Origin of the sequence: Leucobacter rhizosphaerae (assembly GCF_022919175.1) — a bacterium.
Taxonomy (GTDB): domain Bacteria; phylum Actinomycetota; class Actinomycetes; order Actinomycetales; family Microbacteriaceae; genus Leucobacter; species Leucobacter rhizosphaerae.
Genome location: NZ_CP095043.1, coordinates 704,949 through 718,806 on the forward strand (window position 1 = coordinate 704,949; position 13,858 = coordinate 718,806).

The window sequence follows — 13,858 nt, forward strand, 5'->3', positions numbered from 1 at the left end:
CCAGTCTGTGTGCGGATTGTTTCAGCTTGGTAAAAGCTGCAGTCTGCCCTTGCGCGGTAAATCTAATGCCATTAGCTTGATCAAACACGAGAGCTTGCACCGTGGCAAGCAGCACTCGAGAGAAGAGGGGGTCTTGATGACCACGCCCATTCCGACGATCAGCGGGTTCGACCGCATCGCACCCGAGGACTCGCCCTCGCGGGAGCTCACGATCTCCCACGCACGCAAGACCTTCGTCACACCCGAGAAGGTCGCCCTCAACGCGATCGACGATGTCTCGTTCACGATCCAGCAGGGCGAGTTCTTCGTCATGCTGGGACCGTCGGGCTGCGGCAAGACGACGCTCCTGCGCAGCATCGCGGGGCTCGAGACCCTGGACGACGGCGAGATCCTGCTCGGCAGCCGACGCATCGACACCCTGGCGCCGCACGATCGTCCGGTCAACACGGTCTTCCAGTCGTACGCGCTTTTCCCGCACCTCACCGTCGCGGAGAACATCGCGTTCGGACTCCAGATGGAGCGCCGGCCGAAGACCGAGATCCAGACCCGTGTGCAGGAGATGCTCGATCTCGTGCAGCTCTCGGAGATGGCGAACCGCAAACCCGAGCAGCTCTCGGGCGGACAGCAGCAGCGCGTGGCGCTCGCGCGGGCGCTCGCAAAGCAGCCCGAGGTCCTGCTGCTCGACGAACCGCTCGCGGCCCTCGACCTGAAGCTCCGCCGCGGCATGCAGAGTGAGCTGAAGCGCCTGCAGCGCACCACCGGGATCACCTTCGTGTTCGTGACGCACGATCAGGAGGAGGCGCTCAGCATGGGCGACCGGATCGCGGTCTTCAACCAGGGGCGCCCGGAGCAGATCGGCACCCCCGAGGAGATCTACGAGAAGCCGGTGAGCCGCTTCGTCGCCGACTTCATCGGCGAGACCAACTTCTTGCGCACCCCCGCGACGCGCCTGCCCGCGGAGGCGGAGGGCGAGGAGCGGCTGCGCGTCGAGCTGCCGGGAGGCGACCCCGTCGTGCTGCCGAAGACGGTTCCGACACCCGACGGCACCGTGACGGTCGCGGTCCGGCCCGAACGGATCAGTCTGACCGCGGGGCCCGAGCGGTTCGCGAGCGGTACGATCTCGAAGCTCGTCTACATGGGCACGGATCTCCGCTGCACCGTGGTGCTCGAGGACGGCACCGAGGTCAGCGTCCGGGTGCCGCCGCCGTTCCACGACGGGTTGCACCCGGAAGCAGAAGTCTCGCTCTTCGCCGAGACCGCGGCGCTGCGTCCGCTCGTGCCGGAGTCCACGTCCGCCTCCGCGCCCGCACCCGATCGGGTCGCGCCATGACGCTGCAGACGACGGAGCGCCCCGCTGATCCGGCACCGAACCAGGATCCGGCACCCGCGCGGGCCCGGCGCACGCGCACACCCCGGCGTCCCGGGCAGCTCGGCTGGCTCGCGAGCACCCCCGCGATCATCATCGGCCTCCTGTTCACGGTCGGCCCGCTGATCATCATCATCATCTTCTCGTTCCTCTCCCGTCCACCCCAGGGTGGCGGGGTCGTGTACGAGTTCACCCTCGAGCCCTATATCGGGTTCCTCTTCCAGAGCGACTTCGTCGGCAACACGACGTTCGACCCCCGCTACCTCTCGGTCTTCGGGGACTCGCTCTGGCAGGCCTTCGTGACCACCGCGGTGTGCCTGCTCCTGTCGTTCCCGCTCGCGCTCTGGATGGCGACACGGTCGGCGAAGCTGCAGAACTTCCTCGTACTCATCGTGACGATCCCGTTCTGGACGAACCTCCTCGTGCGCACCTACGCGTGGATGCTGATCCTGAACGACAACGGGATCGTGAACAACGCGTCCGAGGCGCTCGGGTTCGGCAAGGCGGAGCTGCTCTACACCCCCTTCGCCTCGCAGCTCGGACTCATCTACACCTTCCTGCCGTTCATGGTGCTGCCGATCTACGCGTCGCTCGCCGGCTTCGACTTCCGTCTCGCTGAGGCGGCCTATGATCTGGGCGCCCGCAAGCGCACGGTGATCCGGCGCATCATCCTGCCGATCGCCACCCCGGGCATCATCTCCGGCGTGCTGCTCGTCTTCATGCCGGCGTTCGGCTCCTACGTGCAGCCGGTGCTGCTCGGCGGCGGCAAGGTGCTGCTCATCGGCAACCTCATCGCCTCGCAGTTCGGTGACGCACGCAACTGGCCGTTCGGCGCCGCGCTCTCCGTGATCATCCTGGTCATGCTGCTCATCGCACTGATGGCGATCGCGTTCTACTCCCGGAAGTCGGGTCGAAAGGTGGAGATCTCGCTATGACCGACCGCACCTCGTCCACGACGCGCCGCACCGCGCCGCGCGCGCTGCGACTCCGCGACTTCCCCGGGGTCGGGGCGATCTCCGTGGTCGCCCTCATCTTCCTCTACGTCCCCATCATCATCACCACGATCTACGCCTTCAACGCCGGCGACTCGGCGCTGGTGTGGAAGGGGTTCAGCCTCCGCTGGTTCGGCGAGGTCGCGCAGAACGCGAACCTCATGAAGTCGGTGTGGGTGTCGCTCCAGATCGCCATCGTCGCGACGGTGGTGGCGACGGTGTTCTCGATCCTCTTCGCGCTCTCCGTCGAACGGCTGCGGGCGAAGGGCAGCGCGATCGCAACGGCGATCCTGACGGCACCGCTCGTGATCCCGGAGATCGTGCTCGCCGTCGCGACACTCGGGTTCATCCGCCTCATCGGACTCCCGCCGGGCATGACGGCGCTGATGCTCGCGCACGCGTCCTTCTGCATCCCGTTCGCGCTGATGCCGATCCGGGCCCGGCTGAAAGGCCTCGGCAGCTCCTACTTCGAGGCGGCGACCGACCTCGGGGCCAGCAACTGGCAGATGTTCCGACGGGTCACCCTGCCGCTCCTCGTGCCGGGCATCATCTCCGGCGCGATCCTGGCGTTCGTCATCTCACTCGACGACTTCATCATCTCGAACTTCCTGTCGGCGTCGGGGGCGACCCCGCTCCCGGTGTTCCTGTTCAGCCTGATCCGGCGCGGCGCGAGCCCAGCCGTCAACGTCGTCGCGACGCTGCTCCTCGTGCTCGCGATCGTCGTCACCACCATCACGTTCCTGCAATCCCAACGAAGGAGTACCAAACATGCGTAATTCACTGCGGCGGCCCCGCCTCGCGGCGGCGCTCGCCATCGGCGCCGTCGGCGCCCTGGCCCTGACCTCGTGCGGAGGCGGCGTGAGCGACGGCGGCGGAGGCGGCGACGCGGCCGCCTCGACCGAGTACGTCGAGGCCACGAGCGGCGAGGTCAACCTCTACACCTGGAGCGACTACTACCCGGACGAGCTCGTCAAGAAGTTCAAGGAGGACACGGGCATCACCCTGAACGTCGACTTCTACGACAGCAACGAGAGCCTCGAGGCGAAGCTCCGCGCCTCCGATGGTGCCGGCTACGACGTCGTGGTGCCGAGCGACTACATGGTCCAGATCCTCGCGAACGACGGACTCCTCCTCGAGTTCGACGCGACGAGCCTGCCGAACGGCGGGAATATCAAGCCGGAGTTCCTCGACGTCTACTTCGACGAGGGGCGGAAATACTCCACCCCGTACCTCTACGGCACCACGTCCTTCGCCTACGACACCGACGTGATCACCGAGGAGCTCACATCCTGGAAGGACTACTTCAATCCGCCGGAGTCCGCGGGTGGCGTCGGCATCATGAACGACCAGGTCGAGGTGGTGAACTCGGCGCTCCGCGCGACGGGCGGCGAGTTCTGCACGACCGACGGTGCGGAGCTGCAGGGCGCGCAGGACCTGCTCACCGGCTTCAAGGGTCGCGTCGGCACCATCAATAGCGACGGTATCCTGGAGCGCCTCGCCAACGGCGAGCAGACGATGGCCATGATCTGGAACGGCGCCGCGCACCGTGCCATGCAGGATCGCCCCTCGCTCACCTACGTGTACCCCGAGGAGGGCATCGCGCTCTGGCAGGACAACTTCACGATCCCCGCGGGCGCGGAGAATGTGGACCAGGCCAAGACCTTCCTGAACTGGATGCTCGATCCCGAGAACATGGCGGTCGCGGTGAACTTCCAGGCCTACGCCTCCGGCGTCGCGGGCACGGACGAGCTGATGAGCCCGGAGCTCGCGGAGAGTGAGGCGATCGTGATCCCCGACGGCTACGACCTCGCGAAGCCGGTCGCCCCCTGCAACAATGAGGAGCTGACCAACTACACGAAGATCTTCGAGACCTTCAAGGGCTGAGCCTCCGGATCCGTTGGCCTGGACGATGGGCGTCGCAGCGAGGCTGCGGCGCCCATCGCCGTTCCGAGGGCTCCGACGATGCCCCAGAGCGTGGCGATCACGGCGCCGAAGCGGAGCGCGGGAGTGGCGCCCCCGACGAGCGGCACCTCAGCGACCAGGGCATCCGCGGTGAACGGAACCAGCCGGTCGAGGTCACGGCCGTCGGGGGCCACGATGGCGCTCGTACCGACCGTGGAGATGTTGACGAGGGCGCGCCCCGTTTCGACGGCGCGCAGACGGGCGATCGCGAGCTGCTGGGCGCTCTCGTCGGTCCGCCCGAAGTCCGCGTTGTTCGTCTGGGCGAAGATCACCTCGGCGTCGTCGGCGACCATCGCCGCCGCCTGGTGGTCGAAGATGATGTCGAAGCAGATCGCAAGTCCGGCGCGGATCACGCCCGCGTCGGTGTCGATCGGCACCACGGGAGAGCGGGTACCCGCCGCGTACTCGAGCTGCACGAGGTCGACGAGATCCGGCGCGAGGGCGTGGAAGAAGTCCCGATTCGGCATGTACTCGGCGAAGGGCACCGGGAAGGCCTTGTCGTACCGCACGTTCTGCGGGCCGTCCGCTCCGAAGACGAGCGAGCTGTTCGAGTAGGTGCCGTCGTCGTTCGCCAGAATGGAGCCCACGAGGATCGGCGCCCCCGCGCGCTCGGCGAGCTGCCGCACCTGATACGTTCCGAAGCTGTTGCCGGGCAGGTCGAACTCGGCGCTGTTCTCGGGCCACACGATGACGTCGACCCGCTCGTCCGAGGCCTCGAGCTCGTCCAGCAGCGCGGCCGTCGCGTCGAGGTGATCCTGGAGCACCGCCCCCGACTCGCGGTCGTCGAAGATCGCGGACTTCGAATTGCCCTGCACCCCGGCCACCCGCAGCGTACCGTGGCTGTCGAGCGGCGCCGCCGGGATCACCCCGAGCGCCAGGAGCACCACCAGCGCGACCCCGATCCCGCCCAGCAGCGGGCGCCGCACTCGGCCGTCACGCCGCTCCGATGCTCGGCCCGCGGACCGCAGTGCGAACCAGATCGCGATCGGGAGGGCGCACGCGAACGCGAGCACCCCGGACAGCCCGGCGAAGCCGAGCCAGGAGACGGACTGCAGCAGCGGACCATCGGCCTGGGTGTGCGCCAGACGACCCCAAGCGAAGCCGCCGTACGGCCAGGAGCCCTGCACCTGCTCGCGGAGCACCCAGAGCCCCGCGACTGTGAGCGCCTGTGCGACGACCCCCGGCAGCCACCGGCGACTCCCCCGTGTCCACCGCGCGAGTCCACGCGTCGCGACCGCCCCGAGCAGGCCGAAGAGCACGAACCACGCCGTCATCACGACGCACAGCGCGAGCCAGGGCACCGGACCGAGGTACAGCGTGAGCCACGAGATGTGCGGCATCCAGAAGGCCGCGCCGGCTACCAGGCCGACGAGTGCGCCGACCCCGGCGCGCTGGTGCCACAGCGCGGCGACGATCGCCGCGGTGCCCGGGAAGGCCGCCCACCACCAGCCGAGGCTGGGTGCGGCGGCGTCGAGCAGCAGACCGCCGGCCAGCGCCAGCAGCAGAGCGATCCACAGCCGGAGACGCGCGGGTTCGGTGCGGATCAACTCGAGCTCGACGCTTCGACGATGCCGCGACGCACACTGCGCTTCGCCTGGCGGGCGAGCTGCGCGAGGTCGCCCAGGCGATCCTCGTCGATCTCGGCGCGCACGGCCGCCTCGCAGGCCTGGCTGATCTGATCCAGGAGATCGATGGTCTGCTTCGACCACCGCACGAAGTCACCGGCGCCGATCCCGGCCCGCTCCAGCACCCGCTCGATGGACTGGCCGCTCGCCCAGTCGTGCATCGTGCGCGCGAGACCCGCGTGGGGCATCTCGCTCCGCGGCAGGCGATGCTGCTCGGCGAGATCGTCCAGCTGCACCCAGATGTCGAGCATCCGGTCGTACGCCCGGGCAAACCCGGGTCCCCCGGGCAGCCGCGGGTCCCCGTCGTCGTCGCGGCGCGGCTCATAGCTGAGCGCGCAGCACATCGCCGCGAGACCGGCCGCGTCGAGTCCGCGCAGCGTGTCGTGGCGGAGGCACTCCGCCACGAGCAGATCCCGCTCGCCGTAGATCCGCCGCAGCAGCTCGCCCCAGGCGGTCACGACGAGCTGCCCGGACTGCATCTCGAGATACCCGAGCGATCGCAGCTGCTCCACCACCCGATCGAAGGTCCGCGCGATCGTTCCGGTGCGCGAGGCGATCTGCCGCCGCCCCCGCTCGACCTTTCGGCGGAGCTTGCGCGCTCGATCCTCCCAGCGCTTGCGATCCGACCCCTGCGCCCGCGCCGCAGCGGCGTCGTAGCCCGCGAGCGACTCCTGCTCGGCACGCAGCGCGCGCGCGTGGTCGACGACCTCGCGATCCGCCTGGAACTGCGCGAACGAGAGCTCGAGCGTGTCGCGCGCGCGATCCACGTCCATGCGCTGCAGGAGGTTCACCGCCATGTTGGCGGTCGGACGGAAGCTCGAGCGGACGGGGAACGAACGCGCCCCGGCGAGGTGCGCGAGCGACTCGAGATCGACCCCGTCGCTCCACACCACCACGGCGTGGCCCTCGGTGTCGATCCCGCGCCGACCGGCGCGACCGGTCAGCTGCGTGTACTCCCCCGAGGTGAGCGGAACGCGCTGCTCGCCGTTGAACTTGTCCAGGCGCTCGATGGCGACCGCACGCGCCGGCATGTTGATGCCGAGCGCCAGGGTCTCCGTCGCGTAGACGAGCTTCACGAGCCGCCGTTGGAAGAGCCGCTCGACGACCGACTTGAACGCCGGCAGCAGACCGGCGTGGTGCGCCGCGATCCCGCGCTCGAGCCCCGCGAGCCACTCGCTCACTCCGAGTACCCGGCGCTCCTCGTCGGTCATGCCGTCGATCTCCGCGTGCGCGACGCGCCGGATCTCGTCGCGCTCCTCGCGGGTGGTCAGCCGGATGCCGTCGTACAGGCACTGGCGGACCGCCTGGTCGCACCCGTTGCGGCTGAAGACGAAGACGATGGCCGGCAGCAGCTCGGTCTCGTCGAGCGCGCGGGCGATGTCGGCCCGCGAGACCCGACGGCTGCGCCGCACCGGTGCCCGCCCGCGACTGCGATCGCCCCGGCCTCCGCGACCGCCGCGACCGTGCCCGCCCGAGCGGCCACCCGAGCCGCCCCCGCCCTCGAGCATGCGGAGCTCCGGATTCAGACGCCCGCGATCCACCAGTTCGCCATCGCGACCGACGTAGAGCGGCAGCAGATCCTTCGAGGTCAGCACGTGCTGGTAGAGCGGAACCGGCCGGTGCTCGGACAGGATCACGTCGGTGTCTCCGCGGACGGCGTGCATCCAGTCGCCGAACTCCTCAGCGTTCGACACGGTCGCCGAGAGCGCCACGAGCCGCACCTGCCGCGGCAGGTGGAGGATGATCTCCTCCCAGACGGCCCCCCGGAAGCGATCGCCGAGGTAGTGCACCTCGTCGAGCACCACAAACGCGAGGTCGTGGAGCGCCGCGGACTCGGCGTAGATCATGTTGCGGAGCACCTCCGTCGTCATGACGACGATCGGGGCGTCCCCGCGGATGTTCACGTCCCCGGTGAGGAGGCCGACCTCGTCCTCGCCGTACTCCGCGCACAGCTCGTGGAACTTCTGGTTCGAGAGCGCCTTGATGGGGGCGGTGTAAAAGATGCGCGCGTCGCGCTCGCGTCGCGCCAGGTAGACGGCGAACTCCGCCACGGTGGTCTTGCCGGAGCCGGTGGGCGCGGCCACGAGCACGCTCCGGCCCTCCTCCAGCTTTTCGCACGCGGTGATCTGGAACCCGTCGAGCCGGTACCCGAGCCGACTCGAGAAGTGGTCGAGGGCGGGATACGGAGCAGTGGTCACGCGGGATCCTCGCTGTCAGAGGCGGCGAGGTCGTATTCGGCGACCTCCGCTGCACGACGTTTATCGACTCGGCGATCGTGCCAGATCGCGATCCCCGCCGCGCCGAAGTACAGGACCACGATGGGGGCGGCCAGCAGGAACATGCTCATGAGATCCGCGGCCGGAGTCGCGATGCCGGCGAACAGGATGATGATGAGGATCGCCATGCGCCAGCTCTTCAAGATCGACGTGCCCCGGAGCACCCCGATGAAGTTCAGCATGACGAGCAGCACCGGCATCACGAACCCGACGCCCACGGCGAGCAGCATCTTGATCGAGAAGTCCAGATAGCTGCGCGCGGTGAGGAAAAACGCGTCCTCCGCCGGTTGGAAGCTCGCCATCAGGCGGACGATGTTCGGCAGCACGCTCCAGCCCGCGTACGCCCCGCCGAGGAAGAGCGGCACCGCGGCGCCGAGGAAGGCGACCCCGTAGAGCTTCTCGCGTCGGGTCAGCCCCGGCGCCAGGAACGCCCAGATCTGGTACAGCCACACCGGAGACGCAAGCAGCACCGCGATGAAGAGCGAGATCTGCACCTTGGTGTCGAAGCCGCTCGTGACGTCGCCGTAGGCGATCGTGGTCTCGCGACCGGTGGCCTCCAGGTCGAGGATCGGCTGGCGCAGCACGTCCCAGACGAATCCCGAGAGGAACCAGCCCGCGACGAGCGCGACGACGATGGCGGCGGCGGCGATGAACAGGCGCTTCCGCAGTTCGACGAGGTGCGCCCCGAGGCTCATGCGCCCGTCGGAATTGCGCCGCTTCCGCGCCTGAGTTGCCATTGCCACAGTTTATCTCAGGCTCTCTGCGGATCCCGGGAGCTACGCGTCATATCCGGCGAGTCCGCGGGCCGCCCACTCGGTCACCGCGCGGCGGGCGCGCTCCGGGGACTCGATGACGATCTCGCCGGGGGCGAGCTGGACCAGCTGGATCGCCGTCTGCTCGTGCCACGCCTCGATCTGCACGCGCACCCGCCCCGCCCCGTCCTCGTCGAGGACCTCGGGGCCGAAGCCGTCGATGCGCCCGAGGCTCCGCAACGGGAGCGACGCGATCAGTTGGAAGGTGCGCACGTCACCCGGTTCCTCGGGGGTGTGCTCCGACGCCCGGGCCGCGAGCACGCGCAGATCGCTGAGGTGGTCGAGCCGGAAGGTGCGCGCCGCGTCGCGGTCGTGGCAGTGGGCGCGGAGGTACCAGGTACCGCCCTCCTGGTCGAGCGAGATCGGGTCCGCGGTCCGCGACGTGCGCGTGCCGGAGGCATCGCGGTACTCGAACGCCACCACGCGCCCCTCCTCGATCGCGGAGACGAGCACCGGGAGCCGCGGATCGGCGTGATCGGCGGTGACCGAGAGCGCGGCGCCGCGATCCGGCACCCCGAGCGCCGCGCCGAGCTTCTCGGCCGTGGCCCGCGCCAGCTGCGCGTCGGCCTCCGGGAGCACGGCGGTGAGCGCGTGGAGCCCGGCGATGAGCGCCGCGGTCTCGGCCGGCGCGAAGCGCGGGGCGTCCTCGACCGCGACGGTGCGGGTGAGACTCACGACATCGTCGCGCTCCAGTGCGTCCCAGTCGATGTCGAACAGGTCCTCGTCCTGGTAGGTGAGGGTCTCGCCGGGCACCCCCGCGGTGCCGAGAAAGCGCACGAGGGTGCGGAGGAGGTTCGGCGAGACCTCGAAGGCCTCGGCCAGCTCGGACACCGACGTCGGTCCGTGCTCCCGCAGATACGGCACGAGCGAGAGCAGCAGCAGGACCCGATCCGGTCCGAGCACGGCCTTATGCATCAGCGACCTCCGTGTGCGCAGCCGCGACCGCGCGCAGCCGGGCGATCACGAGCCGCCGCAGCTCCGGCGGCTCGCACACCGTCACGTCGGCCCCGTACCCGACGAGCTCGGCCGCCAGTACGTGGCGGTCGAGCATGCTGAGGGTCAACTCTACGGTGCCGTCGGTCTCGCTGCGGGGCGCCTCGGCGACGGCGCGCGGGGCGAGTCGTGCCTCGGCGACGGAGCCGCGACGCACCTGCACCGTCGCCCGGAGCGTGTTGCGGCGCTCGAGCAGTTCGCCGATCAGCCGGTCCGTGTGCGCGTGCAGCGATGGCTCGACGGTCTGGGTCTCGAGCCGCACCTCGCCCGATATCCGGGAGAGCAGGAAGACCCGTCCGGCGTTGCGCTCGAGATCCCAGGCGATGAGGTGCCACCGGCCGTCGACCCGGTGCAAGCGGAGAGGGGCGACCCGGCGGGCGAGTGCGCGCTCCCGCTCCGGCATGGTGTAGTCGAAGATCACGACCTGCTGGGCGTCGATGGCGCGCTGGAGCGGTGCGGCCGCGGGCTCGGCCGTTCCGAGCCGGGGCGCCACCCCGAGATAGCGCACGTCGAGGCCCGCACCCAGCGATTCGAGTTTCATCGCCGCGCGACGCGACTCCGCGCTGAGACTGCCCTCGCTCCACGCGAGTGCGGCCAGCCGGAGCAGCATGAGTTCGCGCTCGCTGAAGCGCAGGTCCTCCGGAAACTGGAGGCGCTCCTTCGAGACCCGATAGCGGGTGAGTTGGTTGTTGCCCGGCTCGAGAGGAGAATCGAGGGTCTCGATCTGGATCCCGAGCGCCCGCAGCAGCTCCTTGTCGCGCTCGAACTGCCGATCCAGCGCGACGTTCGCCTCACCGACCCGGTAGCGGTCCGCGTAGCCGTGCACCGACGAGAGCAGCGCGCTCTTGGTCGAGCCCTCGGGGCTCGCGACCAGCGCGAGCACCAGGCTGAACACGCGCTGCTCGCTCGGTACGGCGGAGCGCCCGGGGGCCGTGGCCACGCGTCAGCTGGCTCCGAGAATGTCGACGACCACGACCTGCGGATCCCCGGTCGAGTTGTCGATGACCACCACCTGCGAGCCGACGGTCTTGCCGGTGAGCTCGCCGCGGAACGTGTAGCCGGACTGCGCCATCTGGTCCTCGGTGCCCAGAGCGACGAGCCCCGACTCCCAGGTGTTCGTGCGCTGCTCGCCGCCCCAGCCCACGGAGAGGACCTGACCCACGACGTTGTTCTCCGCGGTCACCTCGGCGCCGTCGCCGAGGATGCGCGTCGCGGAGCTGATGCCCTCGGGTGCGGCGCGCGGCGGCAGGACCACGCCGGGCCGCCCCTCCTCGTTCGTCACGACTGCCGGGTACCCCGACGGGAGGCCCTGCACGGGGCCGCTCGCGGCCAGCGGGCTCGTCGCGACGACGTCGACGACGGCGACGACGGCCGCTCCCGCGGTCCCGCCGAGCTGCGACGAGATCTCCGCACCGTCGTCGGGAGAGAGCGCCAGCACCACGCGGTCGCCGGCTGCCGCGCAGCGCACGCCCTCGCTGAGCGGGTTCGACATCTCCTCGGAGACCATCAGGAACTCGGGCGACGTGCCCTGCCCCGAGAACACGGGGCTCGCGTACAGCTCATCGCCGGTCTCGGCGTCGAAGAACGCCATGTTCACCGAGACGAGCGAGTTCTCGTCTGCGACGCGCGAGCGATCCTCGGCTTCGGCGACGATCGTGCGCTGGGTCTCCGAGATCTCCATCTGATCCGGCACCGACACCTCGGGCACGGTGCCGAACTCGCCGAGCACGGTGACGTTGTTCGACAGCGCGCCGGGCGACAGCTGCGCGGTGCAGTCGCTCGCCTGGCTCTGCTGCGCACCGCAGCCCGTGAGGCCCGCGAGGAGCAGTGTGGCCACCGCGGTTGCGGGAATGAGTCGACGAAGCATATGCACCTCTCGCGCAAGACTGTGTGAACCCGGCTATCCTATCGAATCCCGTCTGGGGATCCGGCCACGCGTCGTGCGTGTCAGTCGCCCGAGCCGGGCTCCGCAACGTCGTCCGGCGCAGCCGTGTCCGCACCGCGCTCCTCGGCGAACCGCTGCGCCTCGCGCACCTTCTTCCTGAGGATCTTGTCGCTCTTCGAGCGCTCGCCCACGTCTTCCGGGGCCCAGCCGGCCCCGCCGGTCGCGGCACCGCCATCGGGGCCGAGGTCCGGCAGCCAGCTCGCGAGATCCTCGTCGCTGAACTCGCTCTTCGAGGCCCGCCGCTTCAGGCTCGGCAGCACGGTGCCGGGGGCGAGCCGGCGCGCCGTGATGAGGAACCCGGTGTGCGCCACCATCCGGTGATCCGGGCGTACGGCGAGCCCCTCGACGTGCCACCCCCGCACCATGGTCTCGGAGGACTGCGGATGCGTGAAGAGTCCGCTGCGCTGCAGTTGCTCGGCGGTGCGGGAGAGCTGCGTCACCGTCGCGACGTAGCAGATGAGCACCCCGCCGGGTCGGAGCGCCTCCGCGGCGACGTCCACGCACTCCCACGGCGCCAGCATGTCGAGCACGACGCGGTCGACGGAGCCGGCCTCGCAGGTCGCGGGCAGCACCTCCTGCAGGTCACCCACCGTGACCGTCCAGTTCTCGGGCACCCGGCCGCTGAACGCGGCCGCATTGCCGCGAGCGATGTCGGCGAACTCCTCGCGGCGCTCGAACGAGAACAGCTCCCCGTCCGGTCCGATCGCTCGGAGCAGGTGGAGCGAGAGCGCGCCCGACCCGACCCCGGCCTCGACGACTCGAGCACCGGGGAACACGTCCGCGAGCGAGAGGATCTGGGCGGCGTCCTTCGGATAGACGATCGCCGCCCCGCGCGGCATCGACATGACGAAGTCCGAGAGCAGCGGGCGCAGCGCCAGATACTCCTCGCCGCTGCTGTTCACGACGACCGACGCGTCGGGAATGCCGACGAGATCGGCGTGCGGGATCACACCCCGGTGGCTGTGGAACTCACCGCCGGGCACCAGTGTGATGGTGTTCAGGCGCCCCTTGGGGCCGGTGAGCTTCACCCGGTCTCCGTAGCCGAGCGGGCCGCTCGGGGAGGGTGCGCCCTGGTCGATGATCGGCTCGCTCACTGCGGGTCTCCTGTCGCGTCTGCGGTGTCACGTTCTGAGTCGGGTGCCGTCGGACTGAGCTCGCGCAGCGACCGGAAGCGCTCCGCGAGTCTGGTGGCGTCCACGCCGGCGAGCGTCGGCCACAGTTCGTGACTCGGTGCGGTCGTGAGATCCACGAGGTTCGGCACGCCGATCGCGACGGCTCCCGCTGCGTGGGCGGAGCGCAGGCCGGTGGGCGAGTCCTCGATCGCCACGCAGCGCTCGACGGGAACGCCGACGGCGGCGGCGCCGCGGAGGTACGGGTCGGGGTGCGGCTTCTCGTGCGCCACCTCGTCCCCCGCCACGATGGTCACGAAGGTGCCGGGCGGCAGCAGCTCGACCACGGCGTCCGCGATCTCACGGAACGCCATCGTCACGAGGGCGCTCGGGATCCCGGCGGCGCGCAGCGACGCGAGCAGCTCCAGCGCGCCGGGCCGCCAGGCCGGTTCCCCGGCGTGCAGGCCCGCGATGACGGCGGCCGTCCACTCGGCGATGATGTCGTCGGAACTCATTGGGACGCCGAGCTCCTGGAAGAGCGCAGCGGCCGCTCGGAGCCCCGAGCCGACGATCCGGTCGCGCGTGTCGTCGGTGAGTTCGATCCCGTAGCGGGAGAGCATGGTGAGCTCCGCGGCCAACCAGAGGGGCTCGGAGTCGATCACGGTGCCGTCCATGTCCCAGAGGACGGCCGAGGGAACTGCGTCGGCGAGGTGAGTGGTCATTCCGTCCAGTCTACCCAGCCGCGGTCGTTATCCTGGAGGGATGATCCCGCCACCCC

General features: G+C 69.9%; 12 protein-coding genes. 4 read left to right on the plus strand and 8 right to left on the minus strand.

What is annotated here, in order from left to right:
* The first annotated feature begins 136 nt into the window (after positions 1-136).
* Genes MUN76_RS03240 through MUN76_RS03255 form a run of 4 tightly spaced genes read left to right on the plus strand, consistent with a single transcriptional unit; the run spans position 137 to position 4,242 of the window.
* Positions 137-1,330, plus strand: a complete 1,194-nt coding sequence (locus MUN76_RS03240) for an ABC transporter ATP-binding protein (protein ID WP_256451802.1) — start codon at positions 137-139, stop codon at positions 1,328-1,330.
* The gene (locus MUN76_RS03245; RefSeq protein ID WP_244687096.1) at positions 1,327-2,301 is read left to right on the plus strand and encodes an ABC transporter permease; all 975 of its coding nucleotides are present in this window, start codon (positions 1,327-1,329) and stop codon (positions 2,299-2,301) included. Before MUN76_RS03240 ends, MUN76_RS03245 begins: the two co-directional genes overlap by 4 nt.
* Positions 2,298-3,134 (plus strand): ABC transporter permease, encoded by an 837-nt coding sequence (locus MUN76_RS03250; RefSeq protein ID WP_244687098.1) that lies wholly within the window; start codon positions 2,298-2,300, stop codon positions 3,132-3,134. The genes MUN76_RS03245 and MUN76_RS03250 overlap by 4 nt, the downstream gene beginning before the upstream one ends.
* Positions 3,127-4,242 (plus strand): extracellular solute-binding protein, encoded by a 1,116-nt coding sequence (locus tag MUN76_RS03255; protein ID WP_244687100.1) that lies wholly within the window; start codon positions 3,127-3,129, stop codon positions 4,240-4,242. Before MUN76_RS03250 ends, MUN76_RS03255 begins: the two co-directional genes overlap by 8 nt.
* Here the strand turns inward: MUN76_RS03255 and lnt are convergent.
* From lnt to MUN76_RS03295, 8 genes are all read right to left on the minus strand, one after another.
* Positions 4,209-5,867, minus strand: a complete 1,659-nt coding sequence (gene lnt, locus MUN76_RS03260; RefSeq protein ID WP_244687102.1) for an apolipoprotein N-acyltransferase — start codon at positions 5,865-5,867, stop codon at positions 4,209-4,211. The genes MUN76_RS03255 and lnt overlap by 34 nt on opposite strands.
* Positions 5,864-8,143 carry a DEAD/DEAH box helicase gene (locus MUN76_RS03265; RefSeq protein ID WP_244687104.1) on the minus strand — a complete coding sequence of 760 codons (2,280 nt, stop codon included), beginning with the start codon at positions 8,141-8,143 and terminating at the stop codon, positions 5,864-5,866. The genes lnt and MUN76_RS03265 overlap by 4 nt, the downstream gene beginning before the upstream one ends.
* Positions 8,140-8,958, minus strand: a complete 819-nt coding sequence (tatC, locus tag MUN76_RS03270; protein ID WP_244687106.1) for a twin-arginine translocase subunit TatC — start codon at positions 8,956-8,958, stop codon at positions 8,140-8,142. Before tatC ends, MUN76_RS03265 begins: the two co-directional genes overlap by 4 nt.
* A gap of 39 nt (positions 8,959-8,997) precedes the next feature.
* Entirely contained in the window at positions 8,998-9,948 is a 951-nt protein-coding gene (locus tag MUN76_RS03275; RefSeq protein ID WP_244687108.1) for a helix-turn-helix transcriptional regulator, read from the minus strand.
* Complete coding sequence (locus MUN76_RS03280; RefSeq protein ID WP_244687111.1) at positions 9,941-10,966, minus strand: helix-turn-helix transcriptional regulator; 1,026 nt, start codon at positions 10,964-10,966, stop codon at positions 9,941-9,943. The genes MUN76_RS03275 and MUN76_RS03280 overlap by 8 nt, the downstream gene beginning before the upstream one ends.
* Before the next feature lie 3 nt (positions 10,967-10,969).
* Entirely contained in the window at positions 10,970-11,893 is a 924-nt protein-coding gene (locus tag MUN76_RS03285; protein WP_244687113.1) for a peptidylprolyl isomerase, read from the minus strand.
* An 80-nt stretch (positions 11,894-11,973) separates the two neighbouring features.
* Positions 11,974-13,065 carry a tRNA (adenine-N1)-methyltransferase gene (locus MUN76_RS03290; RefSeq protein WP_244687115.1) on the minus strand — a complete coding sequence of 364 codons (1,092 nt, stop codon included), beginning with the start codon at positions 13,063-13,065 and terminating at the stop codon, positions 11,974-11,976.
* Entirely contained in the window at positions 13,062-13,802 is a 741-nt protein-coding gene (locus tag MUN76_RS03295; protein WP_244687117.1) for an HAD family hydrolase, read from the minus strand. The genes MUN76_RS03290 and MUN76_RS03295 overlap by 4 nt, the downstream gene beginning before the upstream one ends.
* Positions 13,803-13,858: the final 56 nt, after the last annotated feature.